The 20865-nt window shown below is 68.3% G+C and carries 16 protein-coding genes and 2 pseudogenes; 8 read left to right on the top strand and 10 right to left on the bottom strand.

The features are described from left to right. The first annotated feature begins 18 nt into the window (after window positions 1-18). Window positions 19-810 carry a class I SAM-dependent methyltransferase gene (locus tag ACIBG5_RS03055; protein WP_396389752.1) on the top strand — a complete coding sequence of 264 codons (792 nt, stop codon included), beginning with the start codon at window positions 19-21 and terminating at the stop codon, window positions 808-810. Between the two features lie 2 nt (window positions 811-812). On the opposite strand, the gene ACIBG5_RS03050 is transcribed toward ACIBG5_RS03055, so the two are convergent. Further along, on the bottom strand, window positions 813-1886 hold the full coding sequence (locus ACIBG5_RS03050) for a DUF3068 domain-containing protein (protein ID WP_396389751.1): 1074 nt from the start codon (window positions 1884-1886) through the stop codon (window positions 813-815). A 111-nt stretch (window positions 1887-1997) separates the two neighbouring features. Here ACIBG5_RS03050 and ACIBG5_RS03045 point away from each other — a divergent pair, with 111 nt between their 5' ends. After that, window positions 1998-3755, top strand: coding sequence for a hypothetical protein (locus ACIBG5_RS03045; protein WP_396389750.1), 1758 nt, complete (start codon window positions 1998-2000; stop codon window positions 3753-3755). Next, window positions 3752-4789, top strand: a pseudogene (locus ACIBG5_RS03040) (acyltransferase family protein); the annotation flags it as partial. The gene ACIBG5_RS03045 and the pseudogene ACIBG5_RS03040, both read left to right, overlap by 4 nt. A 26-nt stretch (window positions 4790-4815) precedes the next feature. Here ACIBG5_RS03040 and ACIBG5_RS03035 read toward each other — a convergent pair. Further along, window positions 4816-8937 (bottom strand): alpha-(1->3)-arabinofuranosyltransferase, encoded by a 4122-nt coding sequence (locus tag ACIBG5_RS03035; protein WP_396389749.1) that lies wholly within the window; start codon window positions 8935-8937, stop codon window positions 4816-4818. Continuing rightward, entirely contained in the window at window positions 8934-9689 is a 756-nt protein-coding gene (locus tag ACIBG5_RS03030; RefSeq protein ID WP_396389748.1) for a class I SAM-dependent methyltransferase, read from the bottom strand. The genes ACIBG5_RS03035 and ACIBG5_RS03030 overlap by 4 nt, the downstream gene beginning before the upstream one ends. A gap of 108 nt (window positions 9690-9797) precedes the next feature. Between ACIBG5_RS03030 and ACIBG5_RS03025 the strand changes: the two genes are divergently transcribed. Beyond that, window positions 9798-10982: a glycosyltransferase family 4 protein gene (locus tag ACIBG5_RS03025; protein WP_396389747.1), complete on the top strand. Its 1185-nt coding sequence runs from the start codon at window positions 9798-9800 to the stop codon at window positions 10980-10982. On the opposite strand, the pseudogene ACIBG5_RS03020 reads toward ACIBG5_RS03025, so the two are convergent. Both ACIBG5_RS03020 and ACIBG5_RS03015 read right to left on the bottom strand, forming a co-directional pair. Then, window positions 10936-11034 (bottom strand): annotated as a pseudogene (locus tag ACIBG5_RS03020) (DUF2613 family protein); the annotation flags it as partial. The gene ACIBG5_RS03025 and the pseudogene ACIBG5_RS03020 sit on opposite strands and share 47 nt — an antisense overlap. Then, entirely contained in the window at window positions 11022-12722 is a 1701-nt protein-coding gene (locus tag ACIBG5_RS03015; RefSeq protein ID WP_396389745.1) for a hypothetical protein, read from the bottom strand. The pseudogene ACIBG5_RS03020 and the gene ACIBG5_RS03015, both read right to left, overlap by 13 nt. Window positions 12723-12765: 43 nt before the next feature. On the opposite strand from ACIBG5_RS03015, the gene ACIBG5_RS03010 reads away from it, so the two are divergent. Continuing rightward, window positions 12766-14031 carry a polysaccharide biosynthesis protein gene (locus tag ACIBG5_RS03010; RefSeq protein WP_396389744.1) on the top strand — a complete coding sequence of 422 codons (1266 nt, stop codon included), beginning with the start codon at window positions 12766-12768 and terminating at the stop codon, window positions 14029-14031. On the opposite strand, the gene ACIBG5_RS03005 is transcribed toward ACIBG5_RS03010, so the two are convergent. Next, a complete protein-coding gene (locus ACIBG5_RS03005; RefSeq protein ID WP_396389743.1) occupies window positions 14032-14880 on the bottom strand; it encodes a hypothetical protein in 849 nt (282 codons plus the stop codon). Between the two features lie 112 nt (window positions 14881-14992). On the opposite strand from ACIBG5_RS03005, the gene ACIBG5_RS03000 reads away from it, so the two are divergent. Next, window positions 14993-15526, top strand: coding sequence for an NUDIX hydrolase (locus tag ACIBG5_RS03000; RefSeq protein WP_396389741.1), 534 nt, complete (start codon window positions 14993-14995; stop codon window positions 15524-15526). Here the strand turns inward: ACIBG5_RS03000 and ACIBG5_RS02995 are convergent. Genes ACIBG5_RS02995 through polA form a run of 3 tightly spaced genes read right to left on the bottom strand, consistent with a single transcriptional unit; the run spans window position 15480 to window position 18840 of the window. Beyond that, entirely contained in the window at window positions 15480-15746 is a 267-nt protein-coding gene (locus tag ACIBG5_RS02995; protein WP_396389740.1) for a hypothetical protein, read from the bottom strand. The two genes, ACIBG5_RS03000 and ACIBG5_RS02995, sit on opposite strands and share 47 nt — an antisense overlap. Window positions 15747-15770: 24 nt before the next feature. Beyond that, window positions 15771-16109, bottom strand: coding sequence for a hypothetical protein (locus ACIBG5_RS02990; protein ID WP_396389739.1), 339 nt, complete (start codon window positions 16107-16109; stop codon window positions 15771-15773). A 19-nt stretch (window positions 16110-16128) separates the two neighbouring features. Then, window positions 16129-18840 carry a DNA polymerase I gene (polA, locus tag ACIBG5_RS02985; protein WP_396390757.1) on the bottom strand — a complete coding sequence of 904 codons (2712 nt, stop codon included), beginning with the start codon at window positions 18838-18840 and terminating at the stop codon, window positions 16129-16131. A gap of 114 nt (window positions 18841-18954) precedes the next feature. On the opposite strand from polA, the gene ACIBG5_RS02980 reads away from it, so the two are divergent. After that, on the top strand, window positions 18955-19344 hold the full coding sequence (locus ACIBG5_RS02980; protein ID WP_396390756.1) for a hotdog fold thioesterase: 390 nt from the start codon (window positions 18955-18957) through the stop codon (window positions 19342-19344). Here the strand turns inward: ACIBG5_RS02980 and ACIBG5_RS02975 are convergent. Further along, window positions 19307-19954, bottom strand: a complete 648-nt coding sequence (locus ACIBG5_RS02975) for a GNAT family N-acetyltransferase (RefSeq protein ID WP_360452921.1) — start codon at window positions 19952-19954, stop codon at window positions 19307-19309. The two genes, ACIBG5_RS02980 and ACIBG5_RS02975, sit on opposite strands and share 38 nt — an antisense overlap. A 125-nt stretch (window positions 19955-20079) precedes the next feature. Here ACIBG5_RS02975 and ACIBG5_RS02970 point away from each other — a divergent pair, with 125 nt between their 5' ends. Next, window positions 20080-20820, top strand: a complete 741-nt coding sequence (locus ACIBG5_RS02970; protein ID WP_396389738.1) for a DUF554 domain-containing protein — start codon at window positions 20080-20082, stop codon at window positions 20818-20820. Window positions 20821-20865: the final 45 nt, after the last annotated feature.

The raw sequence follows: 20865 nt of genomic DNA, 5'->3' as shown, positions 1-20865 counted from the left end.
AACACTAGAGTTTGGTTCGTGAGCGGGCCGGTGCGGGTGGAGTTGAGCGAGGCGGAGACCTCCCGGGCCAGCCGGGCGTACTGGAACGCCGAGGCCGACGACTACTTGTCGGAGCACGGCGAGTTCCTCGGCGACGACCGCTTCATCTGGTGCCCCGAAGGTGTCGACGAGGAGTCGGCCCAGCTGCTCGGACCGGTCCGGGGCAAGCGCGTCCTCGAAGTCGGCTGTGGAGGCGCCCAGTGCTCGCGCTGGCTGGCCGGCCAGGGCGCCGACGTGGTCGCCTTCGACATCTCGCTCGAGCAACTCCGGATCGCCCGGCAACTCGACGCCCGCACCGGCACGGCCGTCCGCTCGGTCGCCGCCGACGCAGTGGCCCTCCCCTACAAGAGCAGTACGTTCGACATCGTCTGCTCGGCGTTCGGTGCGCTGCCGTTCGTCGCCGACGCCACGACCGCACTGCGCGAGATCGCCCGGACCCTGAAGCCAGGCGGTCTGCTCGTGTTCTCGGTGACACACCCGATCCGCTGGACCATGCCGGACGACCCGACCCGCGCCGGTTTGCGGATCACCCATTCGTACTTCGACCGGACGCCGTACGTCGAAGTGGACGACGCCGGTACGCCGATCTATGCCGAACACCATCGGACGACCGGCGACTGGATCCGGGCGCTCACCACCGCGGGTTTCGTCGTCGACGACCTACTCGAGCCGGAGTGGCCGGCCGGTCACGACCTGATCTGGGGTGGCTGGGGACCAGACCGCGGCCGGCTCGTTCCCGGCACCGCGATCTGGTCCGCCCACAAGGCCTGAGCTCAGTCCGCCTTCCTGGGCAGGAGCTGGAAGAGCCCGACGGACGCCAGCAACAGCAGACCGAGGATCAGGGAGAGCAACGGCACCCAGAAGCCGATCAGGTGCAACTGCGCCGCCTTCGACTGGTAGCCGCCCTCGGCGACTCCGTTCTCGGTCGCACCCTTCACGTTCTTCGCGACCGTGGCGGCGTCGTACTCGATCGTGACCTGGGTGGCGGTCAACTTGTCCTGGCCCTCGTACGCGATGGTGGCGAGTTGCTGCTCCCGGCCCTTGATGATCGCGCCGGTGACCGGCTCGACCCACAAGGTCCGGGTGTTCTTGTAGGTGCGCTGGACAATGACCGAATCCTTGCCGGAGTCACCGACCAGGCTGCCCGGCACCTCCAGCGGCTTGGCCTGCGGCACCTCCTTCTTCGGGATCTCCTGCTCGAAGACATAGACCTTGAGCCCGTCGAGCGGCTCCTCCCGCTTGAACTCGATCGGGAACGCCTTGCGCAGCGTGGTGTCCCAGAAGGGGTACGTCTTCTTCTCGGTGCCGAACGGGAACTTCAGCACGAGACCCTGATGGCCCGCGAACAGCGCGGTGTTCTGGCCGGGCTTGAGCCGATCCGCCTTCTCCAGCGTCGTCGCGATGTACTCGCCGCTGTTGTCGTCGCCGGTCGGGTTCCAGCGCACGGCCTCGCCGGTGTGCGCGTCGAGCACGACCCGCTCCTGGACGAAGCTGAGCGGGAGCTCCGCGGTCTTCGACGAGTCGTCGGGGAACTGGTAGTTCTTCGAGTCGTCCGTCACCACGGCGGTGTCGAACACCACGACTTTGCGGTTCAGCGCCTTGCTGATCTTCTCCGCCGCGACCACATCACCGCGGACGGTCCGGCGTGCCTCGAGCTCGACGCCGGTCTTACTCTTCAGGTCGGCGGCGCTGAAGATGGTGGCGTCCTTCCCGATCGACACCGTGTGCGCGATCTGGTCCGCGGGCGCCACCGCAAGTGTTGGATAGGCATAGAACCTGGCCAGCGCCGCGATGCCGACGAAGAACACCCCAAGCCCGATCAGCACCGCACGACTACGAGTCCCCACTGCATCCCCTCCCGGTCTGTCCGCGGGACGCTACCAGCGGGTAGCCACCTTGAACAGACGCCAGCGACAACAAAGTTCGCGCGGGTCCGAACTGACATATAGTCGCGCCGCATGAGGGGGATCTGGACACTGCCGGAGGCACCGAAGTCATCGGTTCTCCGGGGTCTCGTGGTGGCTGTCGCGGTGGTGCAGTCAGTGGTCCTCGGGCTGCTCGCGCGCCGTGGTTCGTGGCTGAGCGACGACCTCGACTTCCTGGTCCAGGGCAGTCGCGGATTCGCGCCGGCCGAACTGCTGACGCCGGTGAACGACCACATCGCGCCGGGCCTGCGGTTCGTCTACGCGGTCTTCGCGAAGGTCGCGCCACTCAACCACGACTTCACCGTCGGGTGGCGGACGGTGATGCAGGCGATCGCGATCACGCTGATGGGCCTGCTGCTTGTGCGCCTCCTCGGATCGAACTGGTGGGTGCTCCTCGGCACTCTGTTCTACGCGCTCACCCCGCTGAGCATGCCGTCGTTCATGTCGCTGTCGAGCGGCGTGAACAACCTGTCCGCGCACGTCTTCGGCTTGCTGTTGCTGCACGCAACCATCGACTGGTACGACGGCCGGCGGCGCGCCCTCGTCTACGGCCCGCTCGCGCTGCTGATCTCGCTGGCCTGCTGGGAGAAGTCCGGGCTCATCCTGGTCACGGCCATTGCCCTGGCCCTCTATCTTCGCGAGCAGCCGATCCGCGTCTGGCTCCGCAAGACCTGGCCCTTCGCTGCCGCTCTCGCCGTTCCGATCGTTGCCTTCGGCACTCTCTATCTGGCGCGCGGCAACCCGTCCCGCGGCGGCCTCCCGTCTGCCGGGAAGCTGCTGGAACTCACGGGCCGCGGCTTCGAGGTGCCAGTCTCCGCAGTGGTGGGCGGACCCTGGACGTGGGCTCCGACGGGACAGCCTCTGAGCCTTGCAGGTCCGCCGGTCGCAGCGGTGGTGCTCGGTGGGCTGGTGGCCGGTCTGCTCCTCGTGGTCGCCTTTCGCCACGACCGCCGTGCGCTGCTGCTGTGGGCCTCGGTGACCGGCTATGTCCTGGTGACCGTGGTACTGGTGTCCTACGGACGGTTCACGGGATTCGGCTCGGTGTTCACGGTGCACTACCACTACTGGTCCGATCTCTCGATCCCGTTGACGTTGGCCGTCGTACTGTCGGCGTCCACAGTGCGGATCGCCGTACCTGCCGTCGGGTTGGCCTGTCTGCTCGTCGGAGTGGTTGTGTCGGACGTCGGGTTCGCCGGTCCGTGGGGCAGGAATCCGGCCAAGTCCTACTTCGCGACGGTCGCGGCGGAGCTGGATCGGATCGGACCGAACGTGAACCTGTGGGACACCTCGATGCCACAACCGATCGGCACCGCATTGATGTCCGACCCCAGATTGTCGCCAGTACTGCGGATGGCGGGGAAGCAGTTCCGGGTGCAGGCGGCGGGTAGCGAGCCGCTGTTGGTGGACGACACCGGACACATCCGGCCGGCGCCATTCGCGGTGTGGTCACGCGGCGAGCCGCCAACCCGGGGGAACTCGTTCTGCAATCTGCTCGTGCACGGCACCGAGCCGCTGACCATCCGGCTGACGCCGACGCAGAACGAGATCGCGACTGCCGAGTGGTTCATCAAGGCGGCGTACTTCTCCAACCGCGAGAACCAGGTGTCCGTCGAGCTACTCGATGCGGACGGCAACGTCACCGCACTCCCGGCCGCCGACTGGCCGGCCGGTGTTGGGAGCATGTACCTCGGCCCGTCGCGGCGGATCAGAGCCACCGAGGTTCGGCTACGCTCCTCCGATCCCGCGACGAACCTCTGCGTGGAGAACCTCGAGATCGGACTGCCCAGATGAATCGAACGCGCTTCCCGGCGCTGGACGGGTTGCGGGCGATCGGTGCGCTCGCGGTGCTGACCACACATGTCGGGTTTCACTCCGGCGCCTCGCTCCACGGGCCGTTCGCCGGTCTGCTGGCGCGGCTCGATGTCGGGGTGGCGATCTTCTTCGCGATCTCCGGGTTCCTGCTGTACCGGCCGCACGTGGTCGCGTGGTTCGACGGCACACTGCCACCACTGACGTTGCCGTACCTACGCAACCGCGCACTGCGGATCCTGCCGGCGCTGTGGGTCGCCGTACTGCTCGCCGCGTTCCTGGTGCCGCGCAAGGACGGCGTGGGCTGGGCGACGTACCTCCAGCACGCGTCGCTCACCCAGATCTACTTCGACGGACCGGCCGCGGACGGACTCACGCAGCTGTGGAGTCTGGCGACCGAGGTGGCGTTCTACCTCCTGCTGCCGGCGCTGGCGAAGCTGCTGACCGGGTACGAGCGTCCGACCCGGCGCAGTGTCCGCTGGCGCCTCGTCGTACTGGGTGTCCTCACTGTGCTCAGCCCGATCTGGATGGCCTCCATCAACGCCACCGACCACCCCCGCGCCGGCCTCTGGCTCCCTGGGTACGTCGGTTGGTTCGCGGTCGGCATGGGGTTCGCACTGTGGCAGGTGGCGCGCAGCAGCGGTCGACTCGAGCCGTCCACGCTCGACACACTCACGAAGATCCCCGGCACCATCTGGGCCGTCGCAGGTGCGCTGCTGGTCATCGCTGCCAGCCCGCTGGCCGGCCCGTACGGTCTCTCGCCGTCCACGCCAGGTCAGGCGTTCCTGAAGAGCCTGCTCTACACCGGGATCGCCGCGTGCGTCCTGTTCCCGGCTCTGAACCCGACAGCCAGAACGGTCCGCATCCTCGGAGGCAAGGCCGGCCACATCGCCGGAGACATCTCGTACGGCGTCTTCGTGTACCACCTGATCGTGCTGAGCGTGGTCGAGCGGATCAGCGGGTACGAGGTGTTCAGCGGCAGGTTTGCGCTGCTGTTCTTCCCGACGCTGGTGGTATCCATCGGTGTCGCGGCCGCGAGCTACTACGGGATGGAGCGGCCCATCATGCGCCTGGGCAGGCGGGACAAGGAGTACGACGTCTCACCGGTCGGCCGGGACAAGAGCGCCAGCGCACAGGCGAACAAGGTCGATGCCTGGACCACTCCTGACGTCAGTCCCGCTCCCCCGTCCGGCCACGGCTGAACCGCCGCGATCACCGCGCCGATCGCCACCGCAGCAGCCACCACTCCGATCGCCACCCGCGGCGACAGGAACCACGAGCACAGCGCAGCGACCGCCACCGCGACCAGTCCGATCCAGCCGGACATGAACCACCCCGCCGCCAGGCCACCTGCGAGCGCGACCCATGGCCCGACATCGCGGCCTTCGCGGAGTCGGTGACCGGAGTGCCTCGACCGGCGCCGAAAGAAGACCGCAAGCGCGACCACCGACAGGAGTGCGACCAGACCGACCAGCAAACCGGCGCGGTAGAGACGGTCCGGCATGAACCGCGCGGTGACGACCTGCTCGGGCCCTTCGGGCAGAACCCATCCCTGCTGCCAGCCACCGATCCGGATCGGCGTCAGCTTGCGGCCGCTGCTGTCGTACGCTTCCCAGCCCTCGTTGTAGTTTTGCGCGACGGTCAGCACCGACTGCTCGTCAGCGGCCGGCACCTCGATGCTCAGCTCGGCCGGATTGGGCCGCCAGACGTCCACGCCCTGCACCGGCGTCTTGGACACGTTGCCGAAGCCCGCCCTGGTCAGCGTCGTCTCGGTCGGCACGAACCCACCACCGGCCAGTACGTCGACGTTGTGGCGTCCGGACTGCAGTGGGACCATGCTGTCCTTGCCACACGTCGTGAACGTCACCGGACGCCGCTGCAGCAGGTCCCGCACGGTCGCCTTCACCTGTGTGTCGGCCGGTACGCCGTCCACGCGAACACCTGGGCCGTAGCCGCAGTACACACCGGTCTGGCCGTCTAGGTCGAGTGCCTTGCGCAGATCGTCGGCGCCGAGCACGCGAACTTCGGCGACGCCGACCGGTGCCGTCCGCGCGTAGCCAGTCGCGGAGTCGAAGTCCGTCATCGGTCTGGTGGCGGTGAACGTCAGCTCGACTGCTCGTGCGCTCCGTGCGGCAAAGCGCACGTAGCCCTCCGGATCCACCGTGCCCTTCGCCAGTGGGCCACCGTCGAAGCGCAGCGACACCTCGGTCGGCTGCGAGGCGGTCAGGTAGGGATCGGAGAGGAACTGCAGTCCGCTGATGCTTCTTGCCTCAGGCAACTTCAACGTGAGCGCCGGGTGCTGGTCGGACGGGTCCGCGACCCAGCCGGTGCCCAGGTCACGATCCACCGCGGCGCCCGGACGTCCCTCCGGAGCCGTGACCGCTCGGGAGGTCGCCGACGCCGTGATGGCGCCCCGCACAGTCAGCAGACCTTCGAGCGTGGCACCGTCCTTCGGTAGCGCCGTCCCCTGCAGCTGGTACGACGCGGCTTGCGGAAGGTCGATGCTGCGCAGTAGTCCGGTCGGTTCCTCGGAGTCCTTGGCCACTTCCTGTCGGCACAGCGGACGCGTGGCAACGTGCAGGCACGCAGAGCGGCCGATCTGCTGGTTCCTGAACACCAGTGCGCTCGGCTGACGGTCGTCCGACGGCACACTGAGCCGACTGACCGGGAGCATGCCGGGCAACGAGACCTCGGCGATCGATACGCCGTTCGGGTTCTTGCCGTCGGTCACACCCACACTGAGCCGCAACCGCTTGGTCTGGCCGGGCGGGGCCGGAACGCTGTGCGGATCGGTCGACCCCGACACCACTGAGGTCAATGAGCCCGCGTCCGTGTCCACCTGCAATGTGCGGACCGGCTCGGTGGTCGGCGGCGCCAGCGAGAACTGCACCTTCAGACCGTCGACATTGCGAGGGGACGCGAACGTCACCTCGAGCCACTCGCCACTGCTCCGGCCGAACGTCCCGGAGATCCAGCGACTCGACGGATCACCGTCCACCGCTGCGAACGGCCCGTTGCCCGGCCCGGTCCGCAGCGTCGCGTCCGCATCCGCCGCCGAGGACGACGCCCGTACGTCGACGATGCCGCCGCCCCACGTCCGTGTCGTGACCGGTGCCGCCGGGTCAACGTCGTACCCGAGGGTGCGGCGGCCCTGGCGGCCTGCCTCCGACGCGGTCAGCACGGGCGAGTAGTTCTCCGCGGGACGACCGACCGAGACCTCACGGCGTTGCATGCCATCGGTCTGGATCAGTGGGAGCCCGGCCAGTCGGCCTGCCGCGTCCGAACTCGTCACCGCGTTGCGATCGCCGCCGAGCGCGGTCAGTGCGGCCGGCACGTCCTCGGCCGCGCCGCGGACCTCCACAAGCCGCGACTCCGGGATCAGCCGCCCTGGACTCGTGGCGCCGACGTCATAGATCTCCACGCTCGGGTACGGGAGCCGGGTGTGTCCGTCGAGTGTGACGCCGGGCTGTTCGATCGTGCTGCCAGTGCCCGGGCCGAAGTACGCGACGCGGTCGATGCCGGACTCGTCCAAGGTCTCGTGGACGACCGGCGTCGGTGTCACCTGGGCGTCATACCGCAGGTCGTTGCGGACGACGACGTACCGGACTCCGGCCCGGGTCAGTGCCTGCTTCAGGGTCTTGTCGCCGACCCCCGAGCCGAGTCGGCGTTCCACCTCGTCCAGCCAGCGCGTCGTACCGGCAGAGCCGAGCGGTACGGCGTCCCGCACAGCCAGGGGCCGTTTCAGCAAGGCCTGGAACGGCTCGTCCTTCGTCGATCCCCAGGTGAAGTCGGCGAACGATGCGGCAGGCACCACGAGGACACTGCCCTTCGTGGTCTGGTTGTCGAGCCATGCCGCCGCCTCACGCCAGTGAGCGGGGATGGCGTCGTACCCCTCGCGTCTGGGTAGCTGGCCGAAGATGGCCGGCGCCGCCACCGACACGATCAGGCAGGCGACCAGCACCGGCACCACGCGGCGATGAATGCTCCGGACGGTCGTCCACTCGGTGAGTCTGCTCAGCGAGTGCGCAGCGGCGAGTGCGAGCGGCAGACGGACGACCAACTCGAACTTGTGCGTGTTGCGAAGTGCTGCGAGCGGTCCGTCGAGCAGGTCCTGGATCTGGGGTGCCAGTGGCGAGCCGGCCGTACCTGCATGGCCGAGTGTCACGAGCAGCAGTCCGACGACGAGTGCGAGACGCAGGAAGCCGCGGTGCTTGAGCGAGCCCATCGCCAAGCCTGCCAGGCCGAGCAGCGCGACGACTGCGGTGATCAGGATGAGCGTCGGCTGGGTGACGTACAACCACCCGGCCGGCCAAGTCGGTCCGTCGGCGCCGGACAGGAAGTTGAGCCACTGCGACGTACCGCGGAAGGACTCGAAGACGCTGGCGGTTCCCGTGGTGACTCCGGCGTCCTCGATCCAGTCGAGGAACGGCGGGCTGTACCGGCCGAGCAGCAGGAGCGGTACGAGCCACCAGATCGACACGGCGACCACACAGCCGAGCCAACCGAGCATCACCTTCACCGTCGACCGGTCCAGGCGGCGGGTGATCAGCCACAACGCAGGCAGTACGAGCGTGGCAGCAGTGGCGACGGCGTTGACTCCACCGACCAGTGCGAACGCGACCGCGGACCAGCCGACCCGCCACCAGCCGGAGCGGGCCCGTGGTGTGACCAGTGGGAGCAGTACCCAGGGAGCCATGGCGATCGGCCACACCTCGATCGAGGTGATCGACACCTCGCCGAGCATGCGGGGGCTCAGTGCGTAGAGCAGTGCGACCGCGAAACGGGTCCACGGCACGCCGTACTCGAGGGCGTTGCACAGCTTCCACACACCGAGGAAGGCGACGCACAGCACCACCGACCACCACAGCCGTTGCGTCACCCAGTCCGGCACCGACAGCGAGTCGAGCAGCCAGTGGAACGGACCCAACGGCAGCAGGTAGCCGTACGCCTGGTTCTGCAACTGCCCGAAGGCACCCTGCGGATCCCACAGGTGCAGTGCACGAACGAGGAAGCCACCGGGACTGGCGGTCAGGTCCAGCTTGGTGTCCGGCACGATCTTGCCCGGCGCCTGGTGGAAGCACAGGGCGATCAGGACCAGGCAGCCCAGCACGAGCCTCGCTCGCCAGACCACCTGCTCGGAACTACCGGCCTTCAGTCTCCTCATCGCCGCCGGAGCACCAGGACGAGGTTCCACGTGACGACCTCGCGTACTCCGGGGACGGCGAGTACGCCGTACGCCCAGCGCGGGTGATACCTCGGCACCGCCGCCACGAGCTCGGCCGCGGTACAGCTGCGTGCCCACCGCAGTCCGGCGGCGACGCTGATCGGGAAGAGCGATTCACCGAACTTGTTCTTCGGCCGGTGACCCACTCGGCGTTCGTACCGACGGGCCGCCCGGTCTCCGCCGAGGTAGTGCCAGGGCGCTGTCTCGTGACCGCCGTGCGGACCCCACCAACCTGTGTACGACAGGAAGACCGTGCCGCCGGGCCGAGTGACTCGGACCAGTTCGTCAGCCATCAGCCAGGGGTCCGGCACGTGTTCCAGCACGTTGGACGAGAAGCAGACGTCGACTGTGGCGTCTGCGACGGGCAGGGCCATGCCGCTGCCGAGGACTGTGCCTGGTACGGGTTCGCCTCGGCCGCTCAGCTCGCCCAGGTCGGAGTCGATCGCGTAGTACGTCGCACCGGCCGCGCGGAACGCGTCGGCGAAGTAGCCCGGTCCACCACCTACGTCGAGCATCAGTGCGCCCCGCAGATCGGCGTACTGGCCGACCTGTCCGACCGAGTCCGCGGCAAGCGTTCCGTAGAAGCGATCCGGGTCCGCCTGCTCCACGCCGAACGCCCGGAACAGCCGGACCGCACGACCGAGATCGGCCGTCCAGTCCGCGGTTCCGGTGGCATTCGTGATCACTGGCACAGGCGGGACATTAACGGATCTCGCGAGGTCTGGCGGACATCGTTACTCCTTGGTAACGTCCCCGCCCATTACCTCGGGGGAGGTGACCGGAGGGGTGGGGTTGACGAGGTGCGTGCTCAGAGCGTGCTGATGCTGAACTGGCGGGACACGACGAACCCTGAGGGCGGAGGCTCTGAACGCTATGTGGAGGAGGTGGCGAGAGGCCTTGCCGCATTGGGCTGGTCGGTGACGGTGCTGTGCGCGGCGTACCCGGGCAGCCCGCGTGAAGCGCGTCGCCACGACGTGCGGTACCTGTACCGCGGTACCAAGGTCACCGTGTATCTGCGCGGTCTCCTGCACACCTGGCTGCACCGCCCGGACCGCGTGGTGGACGTGCAGAACGGACTGCCATTCTTTACCCGCCTCGTACGTCGTACCGGCGTCGTCGTCCTCGTGCATCACGTGCACCAGGAGCAGTGGCAGGTGGTGTACCCGGGCTGGCGTGGCCGGCTCGGATGGTGGCTGGAATCGCGCGTCGCGCCACAGCTGTACGACGACTGCCGGTACGTGACCGTGTCGTCGGCCTCACGCGACGAGCTCGCCGGACTGGGGGTTGCCGACATCACCGTGATCCACAACGGCACCGATCCGGCGCCAACACGACAGCGACCGCGGGCCGACGTACCGACAGTGGTCTGCGTCGGGCGCCTCGTTCCGCACAAGCAACTCGAGCACGCCGTCGACGCGATCGCCGAAGCACGCAAAGTGCTGCCGGACGCGCGCCTGGTCGTCGTCGGCTCGGGCTGGTGGGAGGACTCACTGCGCGAGTACGTCGAACAGCACGGCCTGCAGGCGGCGGTCGAGTTCACCGGACACGTGAGCGAGGACGACAAGCACGCGGCGTACGACGAGGCCTGGGTGCTGGCATTGCCGAGCCTCAAGGAAGGCTGGGGTCTGGTCGTCGGCGAGGCAGCGGGTCACGGCGTACCGACGGTGGCCTATCGGAGCGCGGGCGGTCCGACGGAGTCCGTGCATGACGGAGTCACCGGCATCCTGGTCGACACCCCGGACGAGTTCAGTACGGCGATCACCCTGCTGCTGCAGGACACCGAGCTTCGGCGACGGTTGTCGGACGGTGCGGTCGCAGGTGCGGACAACTTCACCTGGTGCGCGGCCGCACTGTCCTTCGACCGGCTGCTGTCTACTTCGTGCCGTAGCCGACGATCGGTACGTCGGCCTGCCCCTGAGGCTGTCCGGCCGGCGGTGCCGGGTCCTCCTGCACCGACTGCACCACCCCGACAACCGTGGTGGTAGCAACTGCCAGCCCGGCGAGTACGGCGAGTGCCGCACCGATCAGTGATCCCATGAACTGTGTCCCCTCCCGGTCAAGTGAACCGAAGAGTAACAACGCCGGACCGCCGAGACCAGAGCGGCGGTCAAGGTCATCCCCGCGGCCGCCCAGGCAGCCAGTACGACGATGGTCCGCCAGAGCGCATGGGGTCGCGCAGCAGGCGTTCCGGCGAGCCGGTACACCGTCACGGTCGGGCCGGAGAACTCCTCGGTCAGTCCGGGCATGAGGCTGGGTGGAGTCGGTCCACCCGCCTCACGATCGACGACCAGCCAACCGACACCTTGCCGCAGCAGCGCGGGCGTCGGATCCGTCTTGTCGCGCACGGCCGACCGGATCGCGGTGGCCACCTCGCGCGCACTCGGATCCTCACCGGCCAATCGGTGACCCCCGACGATCAATTCGTCCGGGACGATCGAGGGCTGGACGAAGTACCGCGGCATCGGATCGAGCAACGGGCGCCGCCCATTCCAGGACGGTGCCCGATAGGACTCGAACGGCCAGGGGACGAACCGCCCCGCGACGGCCTGCTGTGCCTGCTCCCAATCGGCCGGGTAGTGCGACACCTTCAGCCCCCCGCCGCCGGAGAGGGCCGGCAGCGCGGCGATCGGCAGCAGCATCGCGGTGATGCCGACGATTCGGTACAGGCGAACGTGCTCCAGGGCGACGGCCAGCGCGACGCCCAAGCCGATGGACTCGAGCAGGGCGAGCGGTCCGAGATAACGCTGGCCGTCACGGAACAGGCCGGCGCCGGGGACGTGAGCGACAACCTGAGCAAAGGCTCCGGACGCGACCACACCGGCCAGCCCGAGGAGCAGTGCGATCACCGCCGCCACGACCAGAGCCCTCGCCACCGGGTCCTGTCGCCACCACAACACGACACCGATCACGGACGCCACCAGCAGGACGAACGCGAAGATGACCGGCAGGAGATCTCCCCGGTTGCCCGGCACAACATCTGCGTTCCAGATCCCACCCAAGGTGAGAAGAGTGGGCAGCACTCCCCCGTACCCCTCGTTGCGGGCTGCGAACGAGGTGACCGAGTCCGGGTCGGTGGTCGCGTTGCCGGTGTGAGCGAGGCCCGCCATCAGCCAGGGTGCGTTCAGCAGGACTGCCGCACCCAACGGCCACAACGACTTCACCCGTGGCCGCCACAGCAGGATCAAGCCACCGACGAGCAGTCCGGTGATTCCACCGGACGCCGTGAGCGCACAGCCGGCGGATGCGAGCACGAAGCCCGGCCATCCCTCTCCCCTGCGCAGTCGCAGCGCGGATCGCACCAGCCACGGCAGAGCGGCGTACCCGAGGAGGAGCGCCCAGGCGCCGAGGCGGAGTCGTTCGGCGACGAACGGGTTCCACATGTAGAGGGTGGCGGCCGCGGCACCGGGCAGTGCACCGCCCAGCCGGAGCTCACGCCAGAGTGCGGTCATGCCGAGACCGGAGAGTAGCGGGATGGCTACCAGCACGAGCTTGTTGAGCACCTGGCCGCCGGTGAGCTCGTCCAGTACGGCGACCAGCACATCCGACGGGACTGCTCGCGGCATGGCCGTTGTGACACCGAACAGGTCAAGCCGTACCGTGAGGTCCGGCACGAACACCATGTCGTAGCCGACGATGTAGCCCGGAGCGAGCAGCGGAGCAGTGATCAACAGGGTGAGCAGGACAGGCCACAACCAGGGCAGGACGCGCAGTGCACGTTCTGACATGACCACCTCCCCACCCAGCGGTTGCGACCTGAGGCAGTAGAGCATGAGTTCAGACACCACTCCGGAGCAAGAGCCCATGGCACCCCGGTTGGCATTCCTGCGCGGCGCCACGGTCGTTGCCGTCGGCATGGCCATCATGAACGTCGCCGCCTACGGTTTCACGATCCTCGGCTCCCGCCGGCTCACGCCGGAGGAGTTCGGCGCCATCACCGCCCTGCTCGGGCTGCTGCTGATCGGCAACGTCGCCTCGCTCGGTCTGCAGGCGACCGGCGCCCGGATGATCGCCACCCACACCGGTGACAGCACAGCGTCCCTGGCCGACGCGCTGGTCAAGGCAGGTCGCCGCGGAGCACTCGGACTGACCGCGGTCATGCTCGTGGCCACCCCGCTGTTCATGTGGCTGCTGCACATCGACTCCGTCCTCCCAGTCCTGCTGCTCGCACCGACACTCGGCTGCCTCACGCTGATGGGCTCGGAGCTCGGCGTACTGCAGGGCAGCAAACGCTGGACCGAACTCGCAGCTGTCTACACCGCGGTCGGTGTAGGTCGCCTGGTACTCGGTGGCGGTGCGCTTCTGATCCACCCATCTCTCGACTCGGCCATGATCGGTCTGACCCTGGGTGCCGCCGTACCGACTCTGCTGGGTGCCTTCCTGCTGCGTGGATCGTCCGGTGCGACGTCCGAGCACATCAAGGAGGTACTGCGGGGGACGGTGCACGGCACGCACACACTGCTGGCGTTCTTCGTCATGGCGAACGCGGACGTGTTGCTGGCCCGGGCGCTCCTCGACGGCACGGACAGCGGGTACTACGCGGCCGGTGTCATCGTGGCGAAGGCCTGTCTGTTCCTGCCGCAGTTCGTCATCGTGGTCGTGTTCCCGACACTGGCCAGTTCCCCGGGCGACACCGTGCGGCTGCGCCGCGCGATCCAGGCCGTCGCCGCGCTCGGGTTCTGCACGGTGATCGGCACCCTGCTGCTGCCGGATCTGGTGGTGGCGATCATCGGCGGCGAGGAGAAGTACGCGCCGCTCGGCCCGTACACCTGGCTGTTCGCGATCTCCGGCTCGGCGTACGCCGTACTGCAACTCGTTGTCTATGCGGCGATCGCACAGCAGGAGAAGCGGGCCGCGCTGCTGATCTGGGTCGGTCTCGTCGTCCTCGTGCTCGCCGCCGGAATCGTGCTCGGAACCGGCATCGCGACCGGACTGAACGGCGTGCTGGTCCTCGTCGCGATGACCAGCACGTGTGCGTTGCTGTTGTCGGCCGGCCTGGCGGCAGGACTCCGCCGCCAGGCCTCCGACGCGAACTGATTACCAGAGGCTGGACTTGGCGAACCTCCGCGCGACGGTGTTCGCCAGCACCAGCAACGCGAGTCCGATCACGGATCGGAACAGACCGATCGCCGCGGCATAGCTGAACTGCGGCACCTGCGAGGCGAAGCCGAGCTTGTACACGTAGGTGTCGAGCACCTCCGACGTCTGCAGGTTCAGTGTGTTCTGCAACAGCAGGACCTTCTCGAACCCGACGGACATGATCGAGCCGATGTTCAGGATCAGCAGGATCACCGCGATGTCGCTGCACCCGTCGACCTTCGCGGCCTCCACCAGTTCCTCGGGGATGGTCGACTGGAAGAAGGTCCGCGTGATGATCATGTTCCAGACCGCCATCGCCGTCGGGAGGATCATCGCCCAGCGGGTATTCAGCAGCCCGACCCGGTCCACCACCAGGTACGTCGGGATCAGTCCGCCGGTGAACATCATCGTGAAGACGAACAGCGCCATCACGATGCCCTTGCCCGGCGATCCCTTCCTGGACAGCGGGTACGCCGCCAGCAGCGTCAGCGCGGTGGCCGGCAGCGCACCGCCGACCGCATAGACGATCGAGTTGCTGAAGCCGCTGACGATCGAGTCGTAGTCGAAGATCGCCTTGAACGCCTCGGTGCTGAACCCGACCGGCCAGAGCCAGACCTTGCCGGAGACGACGTTCTTCGGATCGCTCAGCGAAGCGCTGACCACGGAGACCAGCGGGTACAGGACCGCCAGGGTGAACAGGCCGAGCGCGGTGTAGTTGCAGATCATCACGATCCGGTCGGATCGCGCCTCGCGGACCGGGGCGGGCGCGCCGGCCTGCGACGTGGGTGTGGCTGTTGCTGTCGCCATCGTCATCACCCCTGGTAGGTCTCGTAGGCGGCCTGCTGGACCTCCAGATAGGGCTGCAGCCCGATCTTGTCGATCTCAGGTTCTTGCGAGAGGGACCGATAGGGTTCTGGGCATGACCACTCCCAAGTTCATCCTCGAGCTGCGCGAGAAGATCGGGCACGACCTGCTCTGGCTCACCGGCATCACTGGTGTCGTGCTCGACGAAGCCAGTCAGGTCTTGCTGGTACGCCGGGCCGACAACGGACGCTGGAGTCTGGTCGCGGGCATTCTCGAGCCGGGTGAACAGCCCGCCGTCGGCCTGCTCCGCGAGATCGAGGAGGAGACCGCCGTCGAGGCAGCGATCGACCGTCTGGTCAGCATCGAGTCACTGCCGCCGTCCGGCTATCCGAACGGCGACCAGGTCCAGTTCCTCGACCTCTGCTTCCGCTGCCGGCCGCTCCGCGGGGAGCCGCGCGTCAACGACGACGAGTCCCTCGAGGTCCGCTGGTGGCCCCTGGACGATCTGCCGCCTCTGGCACCCCGCGAACTGACCTTGATCCAGCACGCCCTCTCCCCCGACCCGATGCCGATCTTCGCGACCTACCGGGCAACCGAATGGGCTACCGCCGAAGCACCAGCTGAAGGTCGCGCAGCCACCGGTCGCTGATCGCCGGCTCCCGCGTCAACCGGTCGGCCAGCCGGCGCCGCACCTTCGCCGTACGCCCCGCCGCAACCACACGTACGGCTTGCGCCAGCGCGAACCGGGTGTCCTGGTCGCGCGGGGGACGCGCGACCTCCGGGTCCGACCAGCGGGTCCGGCGGAACGACGCGGCCGTCTTGTGCTGGTAGTCGCCGAAATACGACCACAGGCGGCCGTCGAGCGACACGTTCCGGATCGCCGCCGCCGGCAGCTACGCGGCGTGCTGCTGCCAGCGCCAGGTGTTCGGGCTGGTCTTGGTCCGGGCCGTGCTCCCGATGAACCGCAGCGGCCGCCGGATGACGTCCCATTGTGCCCGGTCGTCGTCGATCCACCGGCGCAGTACGGCGTACAGGTTCCCGAACGTCGAGCCCTCGAAGACAAGGTCGACGAAGTACAGCTCACCGTCCGCGCACTGGGCCAGCACGCGGGCGGCGCACTCGATCAGATCGTCGAGGAAGAACAGGCTCGGTTCCCCGACGTCGTCCAGCAATGAGCCGAGCTGATCCGGCCGGACCAGATCCCAGCGGAACGGCCGGTTCGGCTCGACCACCGAGGCCGACTCAGGACACTTAGTGGGCGGCCTCGTGCCAGGTGCGGCCGATGCCTATGGAGACGTCGAGAGGGACGGCCATGTCGACGGCGTGGCCCATGTCGCGGCGGACCAGCTCCTCGAGGGGCTCGCGCTCGCCCGGTGCGATCTCGAAGACGAGCTCGTCGTGCACCTGCAGCAGCATCCGCGACTTCAGGCCGGACTCGCGCAGCGACGCGTCCACCTTCAGCATCGCCATCTTGATCACATCCGCGGCCGAGCCCTGGATCGGCGCGTTCAGCGCCATCCGCTCGGCCATCTCCCGGCGCTGCCGGTTGTCGCTGGTCAGGTCGGGCAGGTAGCGCCGGCGGCCCAGGATCGTCTCGGTATAGCCGCTCTTGCCGGCGTCCAGCACGATGCTGCGCAGGTAGTCGCGGACGCCACCGAAGCGCTCGAAGTACTCGTCCATCAGCCCGCGCGCCTCGTCGACGCCGATCTTCAGCTGCTGGCTCAGCCCGTACGCCGACAGGCCGTAGGCGAGACCGTAGTTCATCGCCTTGATCTTGGCCCGCTGCTCCTGCGTCACCTCGGCGGTATCGACCGAGAACACCCGCGACGCCGTCACCGAGTGGAAGTCCATCCCCGAGTTGAACGCCGAGATCAGGCCCTCGTCCGCCGACACGTGGGCCATGATCCGCATCTCGATCTGGCTGTAGTCGGCCGACATCAGCGACTCGTGCCCCGCACCGACGATGAAGGCCTGCCGGATCCGGCGGCCCTCCTCGGTCCGGATCGGGATGTTCTGCAGGTTCGGGTCGGTCGAGCTGAGCCGCCCGGTGGCCGCGATCGTCTGGTTGAACGTGGTGTGGATCCGCGCGTCCTTGGGGCTGATCGTCTTCAGCAGCCCCTCGACCGTCTGCCGCAGCCGGGTCGCGTCCCGGTGCGCCAGCAGGTACGCCAGGAACGGGTGTTCGGTCTTCTCGAACAGCGCCTGCAGCGAGTCCGCATCGGTCGTGTAGCCGGTCTTGGTCCGCTTCGTCTTCGGCATCTGCAGCTCGTCGAACAGCACCACCTGCAGCTGTTTCGGCGAGCCGAGGTTGATCTCCTTGCCGATCACGTCGTACGCCGCCGTCGCGGCCTCCCGGACACCGGTGGCGAACCGCGCCTCCAGCTCCTCCAGGTACGGCCGGTCGACCGCGATACCGTCGCGCTCCATGCTCGCGATCACGTCGATCAGCGGCAGCTCGACGTCCGCGAGCAGCGCCGTACCGGCCTGCTTGTCCAGCTCGGCATCGAGTGTGTCGGCCAGGTCGGCGATCGCGCGCGCCCGCAGCATCGTGTGGTCCGCGGCGGGGCCGCCCTCGATGTCGTCGAAGCTGAGCTGACCGTTGTCGGCCTCCTCGTTGCGCAACTCGCGCTTCAGGTACCGAACGGTCAGATCGGCCAGGTCGTACGACCGCTGGTCGGGACGGACCAGGTACGCACTGAGCTGCGTGTCCGAGCTCAGACCGGCCAGCGTCCAGCCGCGCTCCAGGAAGCCGAGCAGCGGACCATTCGTGTCGTGCAGCGCCTTCGGCTGCTTCGGGTCGGCGAGCCAGGCCTGCCACGCGGCCTCGTCGTCCGGCGTGAGCGCGGTCGGGTCGAACCAGGCGGCCGCACCGGCCGTGGTCGCCAGCGCCAGACCGGTGATCTCGCCGGTCCCGCGACCCCAGCTGCCCTGCACCGCGACGCCGACGCGCTCGCCGGTGTTCACGTTCTCCTTCAGCCAGGCGGCCACCTCGCCCGGCTTCAGCTGCACACCCTCCAGCTCGAACCCGTGGTCGACGGTCGCGTCGACCTCCTCGTGCTCGGCGACCAGCCGCTCGCGCAGCACCCGGAACTCCAGGCTGTCGAACAGCGTGTGCACCTTCTCGCGGTCCCACGGCACCCGGACCAGGTCGTCCACCGTGACGTCGAGAGTCAGGTCCCGGACCAGCTCGTTGATCTGCCGGTTCCGGATCACGCCGGCCAGGTGCTCGCGCAGCGACTCACCGGCCTTGCCCTTGATCTCGTTCACCCGGTCGACCACGTCGTTCAGCGAGCCGAACTGGTTCAGCCACTTGGCCGCCGTCTTCGGGCCGACGCCGGGCACACCGGGGAGGTTGTCGCTCTGCTCCCCCACCAACGCGGCCAGATCCGGATACAGCTGCGGGGTGACGCCGTACTTCTCCTCGACCGCGGCCGGGTCCATCCGGGCGATCTCGGACACGCCACGCTTCGGGTAGAGCACCGTGACGTCGTCGCTGACCAGCTGGAACGCGTCCCGGTCACCGCTGCTGATCAGCACCTCGAAGCCCTGCTCGGAGGCCTGGGTGGCGAGCGTGGCGATCACGTCGTCGGCCTCCCAGCCGTCGATCTCCGTGGTCGGGATCCGCAGCGCCTCCAGCACCTCCTTGACCAGCGACACCTGTCCCTTGAACTCGTCCGGCGACTTCGACCGGCCCGCCTTGTACTCCGCGTACTGCTCGGAGCGGAAGGTCTTGCGGGATACGTCGAAGGCCACACAGATATGGGTGGGCTGCTCGTCGCGGAGCATGTTGATCAGCATCGAGGTGAACCCGTACACCGCGTTGGTGTGCTGCCCGGTGGTGGTGGAGAAGTTCTCCACCGGAAGCGCGTAGAACGCCCGGTACGCCAGCGAGTGCCCGTCCAGCAGCAGGATCCGCGGCCGGCCTGATGCGCCGGCCTGCGCAGATCCAGCGTCCTTGGTCATCGTCGAGGTGTTGGTTTCTGGAGCCACGTACCGACTCTAGTGGTTCCCACGGACAGTTCTGTCACAGCCGCGTAGTCTGCCCCTGTGACTGATCAAGTGGACCTCGGCCCGGGCATGGGCTTGGAAGGCACGCTCCTGCAGCTGATGGGAATCGTTGTCACCGAAGCCTCCCCGGAGCGGGTCGTCGCGACGATGCCGGTTAAGGGCAACACCCAGCCGTACGGGCTGCTCCACGGCGGCGCGTCCTGCGTGCTCGCCGAGAGCCTCGGCTCGATCGGCTCGGCCCTGCACGCGGCGACGTACGACAAGGTCGCGGTCGGCGTGGACATCAACGCCACCCACCACCGCGCGGTCCGCGAGGGCACGGTCACGGGCGTCGCGACCCCGATCTACCTCGGTCGCACGACCACGTCGTACGAGGTCGTGATCACCGACGACCGGGACAAGCGGGTCTGCACCGCGCGGCTCACGTGCCAGCTGATTCAGGCTCCGCCGGGTAAGTGACCTCGGCCGGTACGTCGACGTGTGCCACGTCGGCGGGCAGCGGACGGCCGAGCTGCGCGCGGCGGGCGATCACTGACCGTCGCGACGACAACAGGGCAAGCAGGTTCGGCGCGTGCTCGGCCGCGAGCCGACGGCGCACCGTGTGCGTGGTCGCATAGCGCAGTACGCCGGCCTGGGCCAGCCCGAGCCGGGCGAGGAACCTGTTCGCCTCGCGGGCGATCGGGGGCGCGACCGCGGCAACGTGTGCGCAGTTCTCGTGCTCGGCCCACGCGGTCGCCTCGGCGATCAGCGCCTTGCCCAGTCCGTGCCGGCGGGCCTCGTCACTGACGTGCAGATACTCGACCGTCACCGTGAGGTCGTCGTGCAACGGGCTGATCGCGGTCCGGCGCAGATACGCCATGCCGTGGACGGCGCCGTCGAGCTCACCGACGAGGAGCCGGCCGAACGGATCGTCCAGATGCTTGCTGACAGCAACCTCGACCGCGGCCGGCGACGGCGCCGCCGGCAGCCGGGACGGATGACCGGCTCCGGTGGCCAGCTCGCGCCACAGCGCGACCAAGGCGGCGGCATCACCGCGTTGGGCGTCCCTCACCTCGATGGCTGATGCCACAGCGACCTCCTGCTTCGGTCCACCCCCGAGGTGAACGGGACGGCGGATACGCTCGTCCCCCGCGCAACAGTAGGCCCTTGCGGGTCACTTGCAAAGCTGCGCCCCGGGGTGATCGGAGACCAGATTTGTTCATCGGAATCGGCACTGTCGTGAACGTCGCGACGGTCATCGTCGGGTCAGTACTCGGCGTGCTCGTGGGCCACCGGCTCAGTCACCGAACGAGGGATCTGGTCACCGACGCGCTCGGTCTGGTCACGCTGCTGATCGCAATCAGCTCCGCACTCACGGTGGGCGACGCGGTCCTCAGCGACGCGGTCGGTGACAGCGCACCGATCCTGATCGTGCTGGGCGCGATGCTGATCGGCGGGATCACCGGCTCGCTGCTACGGATCGAGCTACGCCTGGAGGAGTTCGGGGCGTGGCTGCAGCACCGGTTCCGCCGTGCCGAGGGCGAGAGCACGTTCGTCGAGGGGTTCGTGACGGCCTCGATGGTGTTCTGTGTGGGGCCGCTGACGTTCCTGGGCGCGCTGTCCGACGGGCTCGGCCGGGGCGCGGACCAGCTGTACTTGAAGGCGGTGCTGGACGGGTTCGCCTCGATCGCGTTCGCCGCATCCCTCGGCTGGGGTGTGATGGCGTCTGCGCTCGTCGTCCTGGTGGTACAGGGGTTGATGACCGCGGTCGGCGCCGTACTCGGCGACGTACTGCCGGACGCGCACGTGACCGCACTCGGCGCGACCGGTGGCGTGATGCTGATCGGCGTGGCGCTGCGGTTGCTGAAGATCAAGCAGATCGCGGTCGCCGACCTGCTGCCCGCACTGATCGTCGCTCCCCTGCTGGTGCAACTGCTCGTGGCCATCCGCGACTGACCGCCTTTGGCTGGTTGACCCACGAGCGTGTGGGTTGCCACCCCG

It is taken from the genome of Kribbella sp. NPDC050241 (assembly GCF_044459685.1).
Taxonomy (GTDB): domain Bacteria; phylum Actinomycetota; class Actinomycetes; order Propionibacteriales; family Kribbellaceae; genus Kribbella.
The sequence above is the reverse complement of the archived record's forward strand: the minus strand, read 5'-3'. Positions and strand labels throughout refer to the sequence as shown.